The organism is Cobetia sp. 14N.309.X.WAT.E.A4, assembly GCF_030397495.1.
GTDB classification, from domain to species: Bacteria; Pseudomonadota; Gammaproteobacteria; order Pseudomonadales; family Halomonadaceae; genus Cobetia; species Cobetia marina.
Genome location: NZ_JAPNXT010000007.1, coordinates 165,862 through 185,104, shown reverse-complemented (window position 1 = coordinate 185,104; position 19,243 = coordinate 165,862). Strand labels below are relative to the sequence as shown.

Annotated in this window: 15 protein-coding genes; 5 read left to right on the top strand and 10 right to left on the bottom strand. The window is 62.2% G+C overall.

Features of this window, described 5'->3' with window-relative positions; genetic code table 11:
• Nucleotides 1–106: 106 nt before the first annotated feature.
• From OW493_RS11530 to uraH, 3 genes are all read right to left on the bottom strand, one after another.
• A complete protein-coding gene (locus tag OW493_RS11530; RefSeq protein WP_289864253.1) occupies nucleotides 107–2,188 on the bottom strand; it encodes a Cache 3/Cache 2 fusion domain-containing protein in 2,082 nt (693 codons plus the stop codon).
• Between the two features lie 95 nt (nucleotides 2,189–2,283).
• Nucleotides 2,284–3,531: a urate hydroxylase PuuD gene (locus tag OW493_RS11525; RefSeq protein WP_289864252.1), complete on the bottom strand. Its 1,248-nt coding sequence runs from the start codon at nucleotides 3,529–3,531 to the stop codon at nucleotides 2,284–2,286.
• Nucleotides 3,532–3,540: 9 nt separating this feature from the next.
• Nucleotides 3,541–3,897 (bottom strand): hydroxyisourate hydrolase, encoded by a 357-nt coding sequence (uraH, locus tag OW493_RS11520; protein WP_077377409.1) that lies wholly within the window; start codon nucleotides 3,895–3,897, stop codon nucleotides 3,541–3,543.
• 293 nt (nucleotides 3,898–4,190) lie between these two features.
• On the opposite strand from uraH, the gene uraD reads away from it, so the two are divergent.
• Nucleotides 4,191–4,724, top strand: a complete 534-nt coding sequence (gene uraD / locus OW493_RS11515) for a 2-oxo-4-hydroxy-4-carboxy-5-ureidoimidazoline decarboxylase (protein ID WP_170877430.1) — start codon at nucleotides 4,191–4,193, stop codon at nucleotides 4,722–4,724.
• Between the two features lie 34 nt (nucleotides 4,725–4,758).
• On the opposite strand, the gene OW493_RS11510 is transcribed toward uraD, so the two are convergent.
• Nucleotides 4,759–6,093, bottom strand: coding sequence for an allantoate amidohydrolase (locus OW493_RS11510; protein ID WP_289864251.1), 1,335 nt, complete (start codon nucleotides 6,091–6,093; stop codon nucleotides 4,759–4,761).
• Nucleotides 6,090–7,349, bottom strand: a complete 1,260-nt coding sequence (locus OW493_RS11505) for an alanine--glyoxylate aminotransferase family protein (protein WP_255304417.1) — start codon at nucleotides 7,347–7,349, stop codon at nucleotides 6,090–6,092. Before OW493_RS11505 ends, OW493_RS11510 begins: the two co-directional genes overlap by 4 nt.
• A gap of 508 nt (nucleotides 7,350–7,857) precedes the next feature.
• On the opposite strand from OW493_RS11505, the gene OW493_RS11500 reads away from it, so the two are divergent.
• Nucleotides 7,858–8,682, top strand: a complete 825-nt coding sequence (locus OW493_RS11500; protein WP_084208767.1) for an inositol monophosphatase family protein — start codon at nucleotides 7,858–7,860, stop codon at nucleotides 8,680–8,682.
• An 82-nt stretch (nucleotides 8,683–8,764) separates the two neighbouring features.
• On the opposite strand, the gene OW493_RS11495 is transcribed toward OW493_RS11500, so the two are convergent.
• The 3 genes from OW493_RS11495 to OW493_RS11485 form a co-directional block, all read right to left on the bottom strand.
• Nucleotides 8,765–9,760, bottom strand: coding sequence for a ParA family protein (locus tag OW493_RS11495; protein ID WP_354670156.1), 996 nt, complete (start codon nucleotides 9,758–9,760; stop codon nucleotides 8,765–8,767).
• A 76-nt stretch (nucleotides 9,761–9,836) separates the two neighbouring features.
• Nucleotides 9,837–10,502, bottom strand: a complete 666-nt coding sequence (locus tag OW493_RS11490; RefSeq protein ID WP_077376751.1) for a 7-cyano-7-deazaguanine/7-aminomethyl-7-deazaguanine transporter — start codon at nucleotides 10,500–10,502, stop codon at nucleotides 9,837–9,839.
• A gap of 233 nt (nucleotides 10,503–10,735) precedes the next feature.
• A complete protein-coding gene (locus OW493_RS11485; RefSeq protein ID WP_136937883.1) occupies nucleotides 10,736–12,187 on the bottom strand; it encodes a sodium:alanine symporter family protein in 1,452 nt (483 codons plus the stop codon).
• 511 nt (nucleotides 12,188–12,698) lie between these two features.
• Between OW493_RS11485 and OW493_RS11480 the strand changes: the two genes are divergently transcribed.
• Nucleotides 12,699–14,300, top strand: coding sequence for a Na+/H+ antiporter NhaC family protein (locus OW493_RS11480; RefSeq protein ID WP_084208769.1), 1,602 nt, complete (start codon nucleotides 12,699–12,701; stop codon nucleotides 14,298–14,300).
• A 120-nt stretch (nucleotides 14,301–14,420) separates the two neighbouring features.
• Here the strand turns inward: OW493_RS11480 and OW493_RS11475 are convergent, their stop codons facing one another.
• Entirely contained in the window at nucleotides 14,421–16,391 is a 1,971-nt protein-coding gene (locus OW493_RS11475; RefSeq protein ID WP_279875773.1) for an AMP-binding protein, read from the bottom strand.
• A gap of 506 nt (nucleotides 16,392–16,897) precedes the next feature.
• Here OW493_RS11475 and OW493_RS11470 point away from each other — a divergent pair.
• Nucleotides 16,898–17,212 carry a metalloregulator ArsR/SmtB family transcription factor gene (locus OW493_RS11470; RefSeq protein WP_077376763.1) on the top strand — a complete coding sequence of 105 codons (315 nt, stop codon included), beginning with the start codon at nucleotides 16,898–16,900 and terminating at the stop codon, nucleotides 17,210–17,212.
• A gap of 231 nt (nucleotides 17,213–17,443) precedes the next feature.
• Here the strand turns inward: OW493_RS11470 and sohB are convergent, their stop codons facing one another.
• A complete protein-coding gene (gene sohB / locus OW493_RS11465) occupies nucleotides 17,444–18,538 on the bottom strand; it encodes a protease SohB (protein ID WP_077376765.1) in 1,095 nt (364 codons plus the stop codon).
• Between the two features lie 329 nt (nucleotides 18,539–18,867).
• Between sohB and OW493_RS11460 the strand changes: the two genes are divergently transcribed.
• Nucleotides 18,868–19,185, top strand: a complete 318-nt coding sequence (locus OW493_RS11460) for an SCP2 sterol-binding domain-containing protein (RefSeq protein ID WP_077376768.1) — start codon at nucleotides 18,868–18,870, stop codon at nucleotides 19,183–19,185.
• Nucleotides 19,186–19,243: the final 58 nt, after the last annotated feature.

The window sequence follows — 19,243 nt, the reverse complement described above, 5'->3', positions numbered from 1 at the left end:
TGCCATGGCGTCGCGGATTGTCCCTCTCGCCCGAGGTGCGCCTATCCGGTTCTCGAGTCAGTCCTCGAGACAGTTCTCGAGTCAGGCGATGATGCCCAAGTCCGGTTCAGAAGGCCTCCCATTCCTCTTCCTCGCGCAATCGCGAATCACGCGGCGACTGCGTTGCCCGATGAAACGCCGCACTCTCCTGTCGGGGAGAAGCGTTTGCATCAGACATGTGCGGGTTCGCCCCATCATGCCCGCCAGCCACCTTGAAGCCTGACATCAACGACTCCAGCGACTGTGCCTGGGCACTCATGCTGCGCGCCGCGCCACTGACCTGATTGACCAAGGTGGTGTTCTGCTGGGTCATCGCATCCAGCTCGCTGACCGCCGTATTCACCTGACCGACCCCGGCACTCTGCTCACGGGCACCGGCGCTGATCTCGGCGATCATGTCGTTGACACGCTCGACGCTCGACAGAATCTCGGCCATCGCATGACTGGCGTCCTTCACCTGTGCCACACCCTGCTGCGTGTGGGAGATGGACTCATCGATCAGACCGCGAATCTCACGAGAGGCATCGCTGGAGCGTGTCGCCAGCGTTCGCACTTCCTGGGCAACCACCGCGAAGCCACGCCCATGCTCGCCGGCCCGCGCAGCCTCCACCGACGCATTGAGCGCCAGGATATTGGTCTGGAAGGCGATGCCGTCGATCAGGCTGATGATCTCGTTGATGCGTTCGGCAGAGCGATTGATGTCTTCCATGCTCGCCTGCGCCTTGTTCATGTCCTCGTTGCCACGGCGCGCCTGTTCCGAGGTCGAGTTGACCAGCTGGCTGGCCTGCTGAGCGGAATCGGCACTGTGCTGCACCGTCGTGGTGATCTCCTCCATCGAGGCGGAGGTTTCCTGCAGACTCGACGCCGACTGCTCGGTGCGGGCCGACAGCTCCTCGTTGCCCTGGGCGATCTCCCCGGCGGCCTGATTGACGGCGACGGTGGTCGTCCGGACCTGACCGACCACGCGGCTCAGGTCCTCACCGATACTGTTCATGGCGTCCGTCAGCTTGCCGATCTCGTCCTGACGCTGGCTCGTGATGCGCTGGGAAAGATCCCCACGCGCCAGTGCCTGAGCCAGTTTGACCAGGGCATCGAGCGGGCGACTGATCAAGCGACGCTCAAGGAAATAGAGTATGGCGGCCACCGAGAGCGCCAGCAGCAACGCCAGGCCGAAGACCTGATTGCGAAGACGGGTGATGCCAGCGGTCACCTCGTCCTTGTCGATGGTGGTGGCCACGACCCAGTTCCATGCCGGGTAGTGCTGGAAGCGAGTGATGCGTGAGCTGTCCTCGCCTGCCAGGCGATATTCAAACTGGCCACTATCGGCGGCAAACAGCGGCGCCATGGCCGACCGGCCCGCCTCATCCTTGAAGTCCGTCAATGAACGGCCCTGCCACGGCCCCTCGGTCAATACCTGCCCACGTTGCTCAGCCGCCGTGCTGGCCACCAGACTGAAATCCTTGTCATGCAACTGGATACTGGTGATGGTGGCGTAGAGCTCATCGATCTGCGCTCCGATATCCACTCCGATGAAGGAGGCTCCGATGACGTTGTCATTGAAGTCGGTGATCGGGCGATAGCGCGTCATGTAGTGATGGCCGGCGAGATAGAGCATGCCGGTATAGGGCTGGCCGGCATTCAGTGCTTCCTTGACCCCACCACTCAGCGTCAGCCCGAGCAGGCTCGAGCCATCCTCGGTCTTGAGCGTGGTGGCAATGCGCACGAAATCATCACCATCGCGCACGAAGAAACTGACCGGGGCTCCGGTGCGCTTGGCAAAATCGGCCAGATAGTCGGATTGATCATTGAGCATGAAACCGGCATTGAGCAGCGCCGGTGCATCTCGCTGACCGATCGGCAGGCGGCGTGTCTCTATCCGCGTGAAATTGTCCGGGATGGTGGCCAGGAAGGCATTGAGCATGCGCGTCACGCTGGCCTGCATGGTGGTATCGAACAGTTCGATGGTATTGGTGATCTGTTGCTGCTGCTGGGCAAGGGCACGTTCCGTGCCCTCTTCCACCTGATGCTTGCTGGCAGTGGAGAACACCAGTCCCAGCACGATGAAGGCCACCATCATCAACCCCAGCACCAGCAAGGCCAACTTGCTGCCGACGCTGGCGCGGGCCAGTCGCCTTCTTGTTGTCATCATTGCGCGCGATTCCGATCCGTGAGTGAAGTATCACGACTATCGGCCGAACGCCCCACAACTGTAGCGATGACATGCATGACTGACCCGGCACTCTCTCAGCGTGTCGCCTGCCACCAGTCGTCCAGCATCTGACGCTCGGCATCGGTCATCTGGGTCATGTTGGCCAGCGGCATGCTCTTGTCGACCACCGTGCGCTGGTGGATGCGCAGTGCCTGACGCTGGATGTCCTCCCAGCCATTGAAGGCGACCCCTGCGGCCGGCGCGGTAAGCCCGATCAACGTCGGCGAATCACTGTGACAGCCGGCGCAGCGTTGCTCGACGATATGGCGGACCTTCTCGCGCAGAGCCTCATTCTCTCCCATCACCGCATTGTCAGCGGTGTTGCTGGCCGCCACGGACGGTGAAGACGCGGCGCTTCCGGCCGTTGCCGGAACGGGCTGAGCGCGTGGTGCACACAGCACGATCACGCCGATCAGCGCCGCTACGGCTCCCACCGGCACCCAACGTCGTTTGACACCCTTGTGGTGATCCACCGTGGCGATGCGAATCAGCCCCCCCGTCACCAGCAGCAGCAGGATGACGCCGAGACGATAGTCATTGGCGTACAGCAGCGGGTAATGGTTGCTGATCATCATCAGGACCGCCGGCAGCGTGATGAAGGTGTTGTGCACCGAGCGCTGCTTGGCGCGCTGACCGTGGATCGGGTCCGGGGTCTCGCCACGCTGCGCGGCGGCAAGCAGCGCCTTCTGACCCGGGATGATCACGTTGAAGACATTGCCCGCCATGATGCTGCCCATCAGCGCGCCCATCAGCAGGAAGGCGGCGCGCCCGGAGAACAGCTCCGTCGCGAACCAGGCCGCCAGCGTCAGCCAGACACCGACCGCGACGAACAGCGCCGCAGCGCTGCGCTTGAGGGGGCTGCGACACAGCGCCTCGTAGCCCAGCCAGCCTGCGAGGAGCAGTCCCAGTGCGCTACCGACGGCCATGCTGCCGCTCATCTCGAACACGCGCGGATCAATCAGATAGGCCTGCGGCTGCAGCAGGTAGATCAGCGTGAACAGCCCCATCCCGGACAGCCAGGTGACGTAGGCCTCCCACTTGAACCAGTGGATCTCGCTGGGCAGCGTCTCACTGACGCCGTCATGGCGAAACAGATGGTAGAGGCCACCGCCGTGCACTACCCAGAGCTCGCCCCCCGGACGACCATCGAGGGCATGACGGGCAGGCTGGCGGCGATTGTCGAGCCAGATGAAGAAGAACGAGGCGCCAATCCAGGCGATACCCGCCATGACATGCAGCCAACGTGTCAGCAGCATTGCCCAATCGAGGAGATATGCGCTCATGCCGGCTCCTTAGCTGCCGCGGTAGACGCTGTAGGCCCACGGAGTGACCAGCAGCGGAATGTGATAGTGGCCGTTGGCCTCCAGCGTGAACTCGACCGGCACCCGCCCGAGCATGCCCTTGCCCACCGGACGCCCGGCAAAGTAGTCCCCTATCTGGAACGTCAGGCGGTAGACGCCGGAGTGATCGTCGTCACTCGATGGCGCGTTCTCCAGCAATGGCGCCTCGACACGGCCATCCTGATTGGTGATGCTTCGGGCAATCTGCTGGAAGTTGCCCTGCGCATCCTGGCGCTCCAGGAGAATGGTGACGCCACTGGCGGCGATGCCTTCAGCCTGGTTGAGCACATGCGTGGTAAGTCTGGGCATGGTCATTTCCTTGTGATGGATAGCGTGTGACATTGACGCGTTGTCCGTGATGCAGCCGCTGATCCGATCAATGATGCATGGCGCTCGGCATGTCACGGCTCAGGGCTTTGGTGGCATTGCACCGCAGGAGTGCACTCGCCTAATCTGACCTGACGGTCAAGGTGCAGGGGACACGTCTCCCCGGCAGACGCACTGCCTCGAGGGCGAGTCCCGGCTTGTCTGGCGGCGGCATGTGCCTTGCAAGCAATGGATTCTTCACGTCTTTTTCTCTTTTCTTCTCTGGAGCAAGGCACATGCCAATCGAAACCCCGATGGAATATCTGGCAATGCTGGACACCCTCAACGCCCTGCCACCAGAAGCGCTTGCTCGTCGTTTGAGCGGCCTCTATGAGCACTCCGACTGGGTAGTGGAACGCGCCGCTGCAGAGCGCCCCTTTGCCAGTACCGAAGCCCTGCTGAGCGCCTGTGCCGAGGCGGTACGCCGAGCAAGCGAGACCGAGCGCCGCCAGTTGATCGACGCCCACCCGGAATTGGCGGCCGGCAAGCTCGAGAGTCTCACGCCCGCCTCTCAAGGCGAACAGCGTGGCGCGGGGCTGGACCAGCTCGATGACGCCACCCGCGAACGCTTCCTCAAGGCCAACGCCGACTATCAGGCCCGTCACGGAATCCCCTTCATCATCTGCGTGAAGGGCCATAGCGCCTCAAGCATCCTCGCCGAACTGGAACGACGCCTGCCGCAATCCACCGAGACGGAATTTCAGGAAGCCCTGAATCAGATCGATGCCATTGCCGCAGTGCGACTGCCGGGCCTGCTGGACGCGAGCTAGGCAGCCGCCCATGCCATCTTCTGGCCGCCGATGATCAACATGAATATCTGGCGGCCACTGCCTCGATGCTGGCAATCAAGGCCGCCAGTGCTCTGGCGACATCCGCCTCCGTCACCGCCTCCGCAGGGTGGTGACTGATGCCCCGCTCACAGCGCAGGAACAGCATGCCCACCGGGCACAGGTGACTCACCGCCATGGCGTCATGGCCGGCACCGCTGGGCAGCCGGAAAGGCGCCTGTCCGGTGGCGGCGATACCGATATCCACTGCCTGCATCAACCCTTCATCACAGGCGACGGCATTCGCGGCGTGGGTCTGCTCACAACGGAAGGTGACGCCGCGACGCTCGGCGATCTGGTGGGCCTGATGCAGCAGTTCCTCCAGCGCCCGGTCACGTTGTGCATCGTCCAGGGCACGGATATCCAGACTCAACGCCGCGGCGCCGGGAATGACATTCACCGCACCGGGACGCAACTCGCAACACCCCACGGTGGCCACCAGTGAGTGATCCGGCATGTCAGCGCGCTTGCCTGTCTGGACCTCACGCGCCAGGGTCTCGACGGCCAGAGTCCACTCTGCCGCGGCACACAGCGCATCCTGACGCAGTGCCATCGGTGTGGTGCCGGCATGGCCGGCCTGACCGGCGAAGTTGACGGCAAAGCGACGCGCGCCAGCGATACCCGTCACGGTGCCCAGTGCCAGATTCTCGGCTTCCAGCACCGGCCCCTGCTCGATATGCACTTCCAGATAGCCCAGCGGCGGAGTCGCTTGCAGGCTGGCATTAGCCGCCGATTGCCCCGAGAGCCCGAAGGCGGTCAGCGCCTCCCCCAGGCTGATACCCTCCTCATCTTCCAGAAGCTCCCATCCCGGTTGCCAGCTGCCCGCGATGGCATGGCTGCCGAGCAGGGTCGCGCCAAAGCGCGTGCCTTCCTCATCGCCAAAGCCGACCACCTCGAGCGCAAACGGCAAGCCGGCACCCTCCCGTTCAGCACGCTGCTGGAAGTGGGTCAGCGCCGCGACGCCCAGAAGCACGCCCAGAATCCCGTCATAACGACCGGCGTCCGGTACGCTGTCCAGATGGGAGCCGATCACCAGCCGCGGCGCCTCGCTCTCGCTGGAGAGCGTTTCCGGGCACCATCGCCCCCACTGATTGCCCGCCCCGTCCTGCCAGCTGTGAAGTCCTGCCGCCTTGAGCCAGGCCGCCGTGGTGGCATTGGCCGCTGCATGCTCAGGCGTCAGATAACGGCGATCGATCCCGCTGTCACTGCGTGAAATCGCCGCCAGGGCATCGCAGGCTGCCAGCACGTCCGCCGCCGTTTCCAGTGGGGCGATGCCCGCTGTCGTGCGCGCTCGGGACACATCAATGGTCATGGCCGCTCTCCCGCCGGCTGGTCCTGATGCTCTTGATAAAAGTCCAGCGCCGCGCCGACACCACCGCCGGCGACACACTGGACGCCACCGCGTCGCAGAGTCTGCTCCAGCGCCGCCAGCGTGGTGAGTACCGTATCGCGACGCGCGTTGTAGCCCATCACGCCAAGGCGCCAGACCTTGCCGTGCAGCGGCCCGAAGCTGGTGCCTATCTCGATGCCGAAATCCTCCAGCATGCTGCGACGCAACCCCTCGCCATCCAGGCCATCCGGAATCCTCACCGCGCTGACGTTGTTCATGCGATGCGCCTGGTCACCGAACAGCGCAAGCCCCAGCCCCTTGAGTCCCTCGACCATCGCCTGACCGTGCAACGCATGTCGCGCGATGGCGTTGTCCATGCCCTCGTTGACCAGCAGTCGCGCACACTCGCGCGCGCCATACAGCATGCTGGTGGCCTCCGTGTGGTGATTGAGGCGCAGCTCTCCCCAGTAATCGAGCACCATGGAAAGATCGAAATAGTTGGAGCGAATACGCGCGCCCGGCTCCGCCAGTCGATCGCCCCCACTGCTGATCCCGGCCTCGACGTGCCGACGTGCATGCACCACCTCCACCGCACGCGGCGACAGCGTCAGCGGCGAACTGCCAGACGGACCGGCGAGACATTTCTGCAGGCCAGCGGTGACAGCGTCCAGCCCCCACTCGTCCGTCTTGAGCGGATTGCCCGCCAGCGAGGCCGTGGCATCGCTGTAGAACAGCACGCCTTCACGGCGACAGATGGCACCGATCTCCTCGAGCGGTTGGCACATGGTGGTCGAGGTATCGCCCTGTACCAGCGCGAGAAGCGTTGGCTGCACCTCGCGAATGGCGGCTTCGATCTGCTCGGGACGAAAGACCTCGCCCCACTCACATTCCAGCGTGTGCACCTGGGCACCGCAGCGCTCGGCAATCTCGCGCAGCAGATGACCGAAACGGCCGAAGATCGGCACCAGTACACGCTCCCCCGGCTGGATCAATGAGACCAGCACCGCCTCGATCCCGGCCCGTGATGTGCCATCGATCAACAGGGTCGCCGCGTTCCGGGTCTCGAAGACGCCGCGATAGAGCTGCATCGTCTCGTTCATGTAATGCGTCATCGCGGGGTCGTACTGGCCGATCAATGGCGCTGACAGCGCACGCAACACACGTGGGTCCGCGTTGATCGGGCCCGGGCCCATCAGGAGGCGCTGCGGGGGATGAATCTGGTCAGGGATCGGGGTCACGTTCGCTCCTTGTGCATCAGGGCATTGAATGCGGGAAGGTTCGGCGGCTTGCCGAACGCCATGACCAGACTACTGCAACAAGTGCGCCAGAAATCAAAAAATGAAACGGATGTTGAATCCCCAGATCCCACCGGCCAGTCCTGACGAAGCCCCGGTCAGACACGTCATGCCTTCCATGGGACAGGCTCTCCGCTACTGGCCGGGGCTGGCCGGGTCTTCGTCAGGGCCCCAAGCGGGATGCTTCAGGAAGCGTGTTGAGAAAACGCCCTATCAAGATAACGGGATAATCGCTGAAGCGGCCCTCGCCACCTCCCGCTGGCAGTGCACGCCTTGCAGGGAAAGCACCATGAAGGGGCATGCAACGCCTGAATCGGATGCCTGAGCACACCCTTCGGGCGCCCGCTCCCTCCCTCGAGGCTGAACTCACCACATGAGTCTGTTATACAGGAGGTCACCGGAGGGATGAGCGTCAACTCATCTGACCTGATCATCGCTGCTGGAGAGCCACATGACGCTGGAACAACGCCTGGAACGTGCAACGCAATTGGCCAGAGACGCGGGAGAACGCATGGTGAAAGCGCGCGAGGAGCAAGGGTTCGCGCACCACTACAAGAAAGGCGATGAGCTGGTCACGGACATCGATGTGGCGATCGACACCTTCCTTGCCGAGGCGCTCGAGGCCGAATTCCCTGAAGATGCACGCCTGACCGAGGAGCTATCGCCCGAGCGCGACGTCATCGGCACCAAGGGAGGCCTGTGGGTGATCGACCCCATCGACGGCACCGTCAACTTTGCTCACGGGCTGCGCCATGTGGCCGTCTCCATCGCCTGGTGCGAGCGTGGCAAGATCCAGATGGGAGTGGTTCACGCGCCCTTCCTCGGCGAGACCTTCACCGCCATTCGCGGCAAGGGAGCCTGGATGAATGGCGAGAGCATCACGGTCAGCGAGACCGAAGACATGAGCCGCGCACTGGTCGCGACCGGCTTCCCCTATAACCGGGACAGCCGTCCTCCCCTGCTCAAACGTCTCTCTGCCATGTTGCTGGTGTGTCAGGATGTCCGGCGCAATGGCAGTGCCGCGCTGGATCTTTGCGATGTCGCCTGCGGCCGCCTGGATGCCTACTATGAGAGCGTCTCTCCCTGGGACTTTGCGGCGGGCCTGCTGATTGCCCGCGAAGCCGGCGCACGTACCGGTCACCTCTATCGTTGCCCGGACGGCATCCCCGAGGAGCTGTATGGCGAGAATATCGTGGTAGCCTCACCGGCCCTGCATGCACCGCTCAAGCGCCTGCTGGAAGATGCCGATGCCAGTTCCGGCCTGCCCGGGCTTTGAGTCACCCTCCCCCACAATGCAAGAAGCCCCGCCAGTGCGGGGCTTCTTGCATTGTGGGCATCCCTCAGTGAGACGCTGGGCATCAATCGCCGAGGTTGCCGCCCTTCTTGCTGCGCTTGGCTCCCGACTTCCCGGAGGGCTTGCCGGCAGACTTGTCAGAGGGCTTGCCAGACGATTTCGCGGTGGACGACCTGGCTGCCCTGGCCTTGGAGCCGATGCTGACATCCGGCTTGTCCGAGGGCTGAGCGGACTGATTGGCAGTGGACGTGCCAGCGGTCGTGCTCGTCTCAGGCATGCTCGCGTCTGCGTCTGCCTTCCCCTCACCAGCTGCCGGCTCCTTGAGCAGCCCGAGGCGCTGGCCGACTTCCTTCCACAACTCTCGGTAGCTTGCCGCCGGAGCACTGTTGCGCGAGAAGACCGGCACCGGCTTGCGCTCGATTCCCATGCGCTCGACGATGCTGGAGTAAGGAATATGCCCACTGAGCTGCAGCGGATGGTCCTGCTTGAGGGACTCCATCACATCCTTGTGCAAGGTCTTGCGACGATCGACCAGCGTGAAGAATGGCCAGACAGGCACATCGAGATCGATCTCGGCCAGATAGGCATTGAGCTGCTCCAGCGTGCGCAGTGACAACACCGTCGGAATCATCGGGACCAGCAGCGTATCAGCGGCCGCGAAGACCTGCTCGGAGAGGGTCGAGATACTCGGGGGGCAATCCAGGATGACGAGGTCGTAATCGTCACGCACCGGCTTCAACACCTTGCGCAGGCGAGAGCGCTTCTCTTCCTCGAGAATGTGATCGAGATTGCGATAGGAGAACTCGGCCGGCAGGACATCCAGATTGCGATAGTCGGTCGCCCGGATCACGCGTGACAGGTCCTGCTTGCCGCTGATCAGCTTCTCGACGCCGCCCTTGAGCTTGGGCTTGGTCCGCACATAGAAAGTCGCGGCGGCTTGAGGGTCCAGATCCCACAACAGCACTCTGAGACCACTGTTGGCAGCGACATACGCGAGGTTGATGGCAGAAGCCGTCTTGCCGACACCGCCCTTGATGCTGTACACCGCCGCGATTTTCATTGCAGATCAACTCCCTGTTTTTCTCAAGGCTACCACATCGTGGCGGCAATTCGAGTACAGGGAGATGTCGGACTGATCAGGCGCCTTCACGCCCGGCGATGAAGCCTCTCGCCAGCAGTTGACGCGTCAACCAGCCAAGCAACAGACCGTACATCGGGAGGAAGAGCAGCAGCGAAATGATCAACTTGATGGCGTAGTCCACCCAGGCGATCTCGACCCAATGTGCCGCCATGAAGACGTCCGGGCCATTGCGAAATGCCACCGAAAAGAAGGCGAAGGTATCGGCGAGATTGCCGAAGAGCGTCGATGCCATGGGCGCGACCCACCAGTGAGCATTGCGACGCAGACGATCAAAGACCTGAATATCCAACAGCTGGCCGATCACATAGGCGATGAAGCTCGCCAGCGCAATGCGTGCCACGACCAGATTGAACTCGCCCAACGCCTCGATCCCGGCAAGGCTGCCGCCATGGAAGATCACCGAGATCATGTAGCTGACCAGCAATGCCGGCAGCATGACCAGCGCGATGATGCGGCGAGCATGTACCTTGCCGAACAGCCGGACGGTCAGGTCAGTGGCCAGGAAGATGAACGGGAAGCTGAAGGCACCCCAGGTGGTATGGAAGCCGAACAGTGTCATCGGCAACTGCACCAGGTAGTTGCTGGCCGTGATGATCAGGATATGAAACAGGGACAGTGCGACGAGCGCACGACGCGATTGACTCGCGGTGAGGAGGAGCATCTGAGGTCCTTTTTGGTTCCAGGCCAACAGCAGGGGTGAGGGAACCCTGACAGACGGCATAACAGCTGACGATTGACGGTATCTCGCGCGATATCTCGCCGTCGAGAACCAGAATGGCCGCGCATCGTATCACGATGCGCGGCCATTGGCATGTCAAATCACGGAGATTCTGACCGGGTGGTCAGGGAGAGGTGGACGCCTCATTCCGCACCGCGGGCATTCATGGGTGACGCTCATTTCTTCCAGATGGCGGGGTCGACCTTGCCCTTGAGCTCCGGGAACTTCTCGGGGTCGAAGGTCGGCTCCTGACCGGCCTTGTGCTGACGGTCGTAGTCCTTGAAGATCCGGAAGGCCAGCGGCGACAGCAGCAGGATGGCGATCAGGTTGATCAGCGCCATCGCCCCCATCGACAGGTCAGCGAAGTTCCAGATGTTCTTGAGACTGGCGACTGCGCCCAGCATCACCATGCCCAGCACCGCAAAGCGATAGAGCATGATGACCGGCTTGGCGTTCTTCTTGCCCGAGATGTACTCGATGTTGGACTCGCCATAGGAGTAGTTCGCCACCAGCGAGGTGAAGGCGAACAGCAGAATGGCGATCGCCACGAAGCCACCCCCCCAGCTGCCGACCTGCGAGGTCAACGCCGCCTGGGTGATCTGGATACCATCATTGCCGCCATCGTTGCCCAGCGTGCCGCTCATGATGATGATGGCAGCGGTTGCGGTGCAGATGACCAGAGTATCGATGAAGACGCCCAGCATCTGGACGAAGCCCTGGGAAGCCGGGTGCCGGGTGGTCGCCATCGCCGCGGCATTCGGCGCAGAGCCCATGCCGGCTTCATTGGAGAACAGACCGCGCTTGATGCCGTTCATCATCGCCTGCGCGATGGTGTAGCCCAGTGCACCACCTGCTGCCTGCTCAAGACCGAAGGCGCTGCGGAAGATGGTGCCAAGTGCCGCCGGAAGCTCGGTGATGTTGATCGCCACGACGAAGATGGCCAGCAGCAGATAGAGCAGCGCCATGATCGGCACGATCAGCTCGGCGGTCCGCGTGATGCGCTTCATGCCACCGAAGATGATCGGAACCATCACCACGACCAGAATCACGCCCATGATCCACGGCGGCACGCTGAAGGCCTGCTCCATGGCCAGCGCGATGGAGTTGGACTGCACGGAGTTGAAGGCCAGACCGAAGGCGATGATCAGACACACGGAGAACAGGATCGCCATCCAGCGCTGTCCCAGGCCCTTCTCGATGTAGTAGGCCGGGCCACCACGGAAGGTATTGTCATCGTGTGACACCTTGTAGGCCTGGGCCAGGGTGGACTCGATGAAACTGGTGGACATGCCCACCAGTGCCGTCATCCACATCCAGAAGATGGCACCCGGGCCACCCAGGGAAATCGCCACGGCGACACCGGCCAGGTTACCGGTACCGACACGTGCCGCCAGGGAGGTGGCCAGCGCCTGGAAGGAGGAGATCCCACCTTCGCTACCCTGACGTGAGGTGGCCAGCAGTTTCCACATGTGCCCGAAGTAGCGGAACTGGATGCCCTTGGTCATGACCGTGAAGAAAAGACCCGCTCCGATGAGCAGGTAGATCAATACGCTGCCCCACAGCAGGCCATTGCCTGCATCGATCAACGCCAGAATCGGCGCTGGAATGATGGACGTTGTTTCCGACATGTCGGTCTCGCTTTGGCGGGTTTTTGATCTTGTCGACGCTGCCAGGCGGCGTGAAAAGCCATGGCCTTCCTGCCGCTGGCAGCGAGCAACCACTACGAAAGGGTTGCTCGACATGCTTTGGTGAGCGCCATTCTTCATATCCGACACGGATTAGCAAGAAGAGCATACTGAACATTGGCGTTTCACAGCGGGATTCTAGTGGGGAACCGGCGAAATGTCGGTCTTTTTCACTGCATCCTAGACTTTAGATGCACAAGGCAATGTTTCGCTGTCTGATCCTCTCGGGCATAATGCGCCCCCTTCCCACCTGCAGGCATCGGTCAGCCTGATGCTGCAGGACATGTTCGGCGCATCAGCGACGCCCTCCCCCAGTTGCGACACCACGACTGCGGCCGGTCGGATGCGCCACATCAGGACGGTGCTCTTCCCTGACGCCCACGCACCCTAACAGCCATTACGGCACCCGGCAGCGCGCATTGTCCCGGCGCCTGCCTTTGAAAACAGGTGATACATGGAACTGACCAGCTACGCGGCGTCCCCGCTTTCGCTGCTCGCCCCGATCATAGCCATCGGTCTCGCAATACTGACACGTCGCGTCATGCTCTCCCTTGGGCTGGGTATTGTCTCTGGCGCTCTGCTGCTGAATGATTTCTCACCGCTCACCACGCTGGATTATCTCTGGCGCCAGCTGGTCGCGGTCTTCGTCGAGCTGCCGGACAGCGGTCAACTGGCCGATGTCACGCTCAACAGCTGGAATGTCTATATCCTGCTGTTTCTGCTCGCTCTCGGGGCGATGGTCGGTGTCATCACTCTGGCCGGCGGTACGCGCGCCTTCGGCAACTGGGCGCGTGAACGGGTTACTACCCGTCGCGGCTCGCAGCTGATGACCGTCCTGCTGGGAGTCTTCATCTTCATCGATGACTACTTCAACAGCCTGGCGGTCGGCAACATCTGCCGCCCCCTGACGGATCGCCAGGGCCTGTCGCGGGCTCGTCTGGCCTATCTGATCGACTCCACCGCCGCACCGGTATGCGTGCTGACCCCCATCTCCAGCTGGGGCGCCTACATCATCAGCTTGATCGCTGGAATCCTGGCCACGCACCACATCACCGATGTCAGCCCCTTCGGTGCCTTCCTGGAGCTTTCCGCGCTCAACTATTACGCGATTGCGGCGCTGGTGCTGGTGATCGCCTCGGCCTGGTTCGACATCAACTTCGGTGCCATGCGCCGACATGCCATCGCCGCGCGTGATGGCGAGCTGTTTGACGCCAGCCGTGGCAATCCTCCCGGCAACACCCATGTCGAAGAGTCGGAACGTGGCCGCCCCGTGGATCTGCTGATTCCGATCATCGTGCTGGTGATCGCCACCTTCTTCATGATCGTGCAAACCGGCGCCAGTGCACTGGCCGCCAAGGGCGAGGCATTCGGCCTGGTGCGTGCCTTCGAGCTGACCGATGTCGCAGGATCGCTGATCATCGGCGGTGCCATCGGCCTGCTCGCCGCCGTGATGATGCTGCTGCGTCACCGCATGGGCACTGGCCGCAGCATCGGTGCCATCGTCCAGGGCGCGCGCTCGATGCTGCCGGCCGTCTATATCCTGGTGTTCGCCTGGATGCTGACCGGCATCATCGGCTCACTCGGCACGGGCGAATACCTGGCGACGCTGGTGGATGGCGTGGTCTCCCCCACCTGGCTTCCGATGTTGCTGTTCGTGCTGTCCGGTCTGATGGCCTTCGCCACCGGCACCAGCTGGGGCACCTTTGGCATCATGCTGCCGATCGCCGGAGACATGGCGGCAGCCACCGAGATCGCGATGATGCTGCCGATGATGGGTGCCGTACTGGCGGGCTCGGTCTTCGGTGACCACTGCTCACCGATTTCCGACACCACCATCCTGTCCTCGACGGGCGCGAGCTGCCATCACATCGATCACGTCATGACCCAGTTGCCCTACGCGCTGCTGGGCGCCTGCATCTCGTTGCTGGCGTACCTGGTGATGGGCCTGACCGACAGCACGCTGTTCGGCTGGCTGAGTCTGGCAGGGCTTCTGGTGGTCAGCATCGCCTGGCTTGCCCGTCGGGAACGCGCCAACCCCGTGGTCGCACGCACCTGATGGACTGATCGCTCCACGCAAGAACACAAGGCCCCCGTCATGGTTCATGACGGGGGCCTTGTGTTTGCGGCAGGCGCGATCTGCGCCCAAGCGTTCACTCACCCGCAATGCTCACGTCACTCAAGCACTGCGCGCCTGTCCGGCCAGACCAACGCCTGCCTCGCTCAATGCCTCACGCACATCCTCCAGACTCGCCGGGTCATCGATGGTCGAGGGAATCTGGTACTGCTCTCCCGCGGCGATCTGACGGATCATCTTGCGCAGAATCTTGCCGGAGCGTGTCTTGGGCAGCCGCTCGACGATCAGTACGTCCTTGAGCGAGGCGATCGCCCCTATCTCATCGCGCACACGCTGCGCCAGCGCCTGACGAAGAGCAGATTCGTCACCGCGCCAGGCATCCTTGATGATCACCAGTCCCAGCGGCATCTCGCCCTTGAGCGAATCCTCGATGCCGATCACCGCACATTCCGCCACTGCCTCGTGTGAGCCGAGGACCTGTTCCATTTCCCCGGTGGACAGGCGATGCCCTGCCACATTGATGACGTCATCGATGCGCCCCATCACGAAGAGGTAGCCGTCCTCGTCAAGATAGCCGCCGTCTCCCGTCAGATAGTAGCCGGGGTACGCCGCCAGGTAGGCGGCGTGGAAACGCGCGGGATTGTGATAGAGCCCCGTGAGACACCCGGGCGGCAGCGGCTGCTGAATGACCACGTTGCCCTGCACTCCGGGTTCGACCTCGTCTCCCAGGCCATCGAGCACCTGCACATTGAAACCGGGCAACGGCCAGGTCGCACTGCCCGCGCGTGCCTCGACCGGCGCTCGGGGACCACTCGCCTGGCGAGTGATCATGTCGAGACCGAGCAGATTTCCCGCGACCGGCCAGCCGGTTTCCGTCTGCCACCAGTGATCCACGATCGGCACTGGCAGCAGGTCATTCAACCAATGATAGGTGGGAGGATCGAGTCGCTCCCCCGCCAGGAACAGGCTGCGCAGGCTGGACAGGTCACGCCCGGCCATCAGGCTGGCGTCGGGGTCTTCCTTCTTGATGGCTCTGAAGGCGGTCGGTGCCGTGAAGAAGCAGTTGATCCGATACTCCTCGATCAAGCGCCAGAAGGCCCCGGCATCCGGCGTCCTGACCGGCTTGCCTTCATACATGACCGTCGAGGCTCCCACCAGCAACGGGCCATAGACGATATAGGAATGCCCCACGACCCAGCCGATATCGGAGGCTGCCATGAAGGTGTCCCCCGGGCGGGTCCCGTAGAGAATTTCCATGGAGTAATGCAGTGCCACGGCGTAGCCGGCGTGATCGCGCACCACACCCTTGGGCGTCCCGGTGGTGCCTGAGGTATAGAGGATATAGAGCGGCTCGCTTCCCAGCATGCTGACCGCTTCCGTGGCCTGGGCATGCGCCAGACATTCCTGCCAATCGTGGTCTCGCGGCCCCAGGGTGGCTCGTTGCTGCTCACGCTGCAGGATCAGGCAGGCCTCTGGCGTATGCGTCGCAAGTTCGATCGCCTCATCCAGCCACGGCTTGTAGGGAATGACACGGTCGACCTCGATGCCACAGGAGGCCGCCAGGATGACCTTGGGCGTCGCATCATCGATCCGTACGGCCAGCTCCTTGGGGGAGAATCCTCCGAAGACCACGGAATGCACCGCCCCCAGGCGTGCGCAGGCCAGCATCGCCATCGCGGCCTCCGCCACCATCGGCATGTAGATGATCACGCGATCACCCTTCTCGACCCCCTTGTCACGCAGGGCACCCGCCAGCCTGGCCACTTCGTCGCGAAGCTCTCGATAGGTGTACTGGCACTTGCTGTCAGTGACGGGAGAGTCCCAGTAGAGCGCCACCTGATCCCCGCGGCCATTGGCCACGTGATGATCCAGCGCGGCATGACAGATATTCATCTCGCCATCAATGAACCAACGGGCGTGCTCCTGGGCATCCCAGGCCAGGATGGTCGCTGGATCACGGAACCAGACGATGCGCCTGGCCTGCTCAGCCCAGAAGTCCTCTGGCGCTTGATTGGCACGCGAGACAAGTGATTCGTAGTGCTCGCGTGCGGATCGCTTGGCGGTCTCAGGCATGGCTTACCTCGTTGACGATGCTGGCACGGGGTTCATGGCATGGCGTTGCCATCAGAAAGCAGTATCACGCCTTACGCGCCTTCGACTCAGGACTGCGCCTGGAAGATGCCGGCAGCTGGCGACCCCAAGTGTCCCACCACGTTGATGGCAGGTGACGCGCTTGCGCACTATCAGAACCTTAGGCCAAAACCCGACCGTGTGAATGTCAGATGAGGCATCCAACTCTGGTCAGTTCGTCGTATGACGTCATCGACACGCAGTGAAACGAACGACCGTATGTCGACCAGCGTCAGGAAAAGGAAAAGTCCACCCCTGATCAGACCACCCTCGATGATTTATCGTTTAATATTGCCTTGGACGTAGCACGTGGAGTTATTGATGATTCACTAAAACAAGGATACTTCATGCCTGACACCACAAGGACGGCCAATCTGATGATGGAATCCCCCAGACAGCACCGGAGCTCACCAATGAATGCCAAGGTCTCAACCGCGAGGAAACCCGCCATGCCTGCGCAAGATGATGTCATCACGTTACACCAGGCAGGTGATCGCGTGATCGAGGAAGCCACTGCCCTGTTGAAGGCAATGGGCAATGAAAATCGCTTGCGAATTCTCTGCCTGCTCAGTGAAAGCGAAATGTCGGTCAGTGAACTGAATTCACGTCTCGAACTTTCCCAGTCAGCCCTGTCGCAGCATCTGGCCATTCTGCGTCGCGAAGGCATGGTGCGGACTCGCCGGGCGTCACAGACCATCTACTACTCACTGCTGGGCCCCAACGCTGCAGGCGTGATCCGCACGCTTCAACAACTCTATCGCTGAAAAAGGGCGCCAGTCGAAGACTGACGCCCTTGAGGGAAGCCATCGGGTCATCCGGTCACGCCCTGTCGTGACGTGATGCCATGACCAGGCTGAGCCAGACCCGCAACATCACCGGGTCTCTCGCACCTTCCTCATTCCTCGATTGACGGATGGCCAGGGAATGGCCGCCATTGCCCGCAGACTTGCATTCGTGCAGGGCCTGGCGCTTGCAGATCACGATTCGCGAAGTTCTCAGTGCTGCTGCCAGCGTGACTCGACATTGCGCTCCAGCACGCGGTCAAGCACACGATCCAGACTCAGCGTCACCCCCTTCCCGAATCGATCCATCATGCGACGCGGCTTTTCAAGACTGACTTCGAATATCTTGAGATCCTGCTTGAGATAGCCGGCCAGCAGCGCCTGACTTGTGCCCACCTCATCGATCAGACCGATCGCGATCGCCTCGCTGCCATACCAGATGTCCCCTTGTGACACGGCCTCCACATCCAGTTGCGGACGACGGCTACCGACGTGCTGCTTGAACAGATCATGGGTGCGTGCCAGGTCAGACAGGAACTTTTCACGCCCTTCTTCCGTATTCTCCCCCAGCATCGTCAGCGTTCGCTTGTAACGCCCAGCCGTCAGGATCTCCACATCGACATCGTGCTTCTTGAGAAGACGGTGCACATTGGGCACCTGTGCCACGACGCCGATGGACCCTATCACGGCAAACGGCGCCGCCACGACGTGATCAGCGGCACACGCCATCATGTACCCGCCACTCGCGGCCACCTTGTCGACGGTAATCGTCAGACGCGCTCCTGCCGCACGCAGACGATCCAGCTGTGCGGCGGCCAGACCGTAGGCGTGCACCAGGCCACCACCAGACTCCAGTCGCAGTACCACTTCATCCTTGTCGGTCAGCACGCCTTCCAGCGCGGTGACCTGCTCGGCGAGGCTTTCCACTCCCGTCGCCTTGATATCGCCGACGAAGTCGAGCACGAACACCCGACGCCCGGCAGTGGAGTCCTGTTCCTGAACGTCATCGGAAGGCTTGCGCTTCGCCTTGGCCTTGAGCGCCTTCTTGAGAGACTTGGCCTCCTGCTTCTCCTTCTTGGCGCGTGCCTTGGCATTGGCGGTGCGCTCGGCATCTTCCAACCCGGCCTGTCCCAATTCCCGCTGGAGGTGCTGCATGCGCTCATGCCAGGGACGAATCTTGAGGCGAGCCTCGCGCTCACCACTGTCCCCGTGACGGGCACGCACGATCATGAGGATGATCGCCCCAATGGCCACCACCACCGTGACTGCCTCGGCGAGAAAGAGGCCATATTCCGATAACCATTGCATGCACTTGCTCCTGAACGACATGGGTGTCGTCGGACACCGCGACCTGCACGGATCTGTCTGACGGACAACGACTTTAGCGGCCACCAGGCCAGCTGTGAGATTCCTGCTACATGGGGGCAAATGACCCTCTCTGCAAGGCGAGCACGGCGCTGCGAGACAGGGTGGCACAACGCCGGTTGATCCGGTCAGCGCAAGGGCCGCTGCAACGGAAGAGATCATCTTCGGCGCTTGATTGGAACGATCGTTTGAAATAGTCTGATGCACAGCCTTGAAAGTGCTGACCCCCATATCCACTTTCCCAGCCTTCACCATTGAAAAGGAATATTGCCATGGCAGACGCCAACGCCGTCATCGAGATGCTGAAAAGTCGCTTCAACCCGGACGCCGCCAAGGGCATGAACGACGTCTTCCAGTTCAACATCACCGACAGTGATGACTACTACATGGTCGTCAAGGATGGCACCCTGGACGTGGGCGAAGGGGAGCACGACGATCCGTCCGTCACGCTGTCCACTGACAGCGATACCCTCAAGGGCGTGATGAAGGGCGAAGTCGACGGCATGCAGGCCTTCATGACGGGCCGCCTGAAAGCGACCGGCAACATCATGCTGGCCACCAAGCTGACCTCTCTCTTCCCGAACAAGTGACGGCAGAACAGCGGATGCGACCTCTGCTGATCGGTATCGCTCGATGAGCGATACCGTC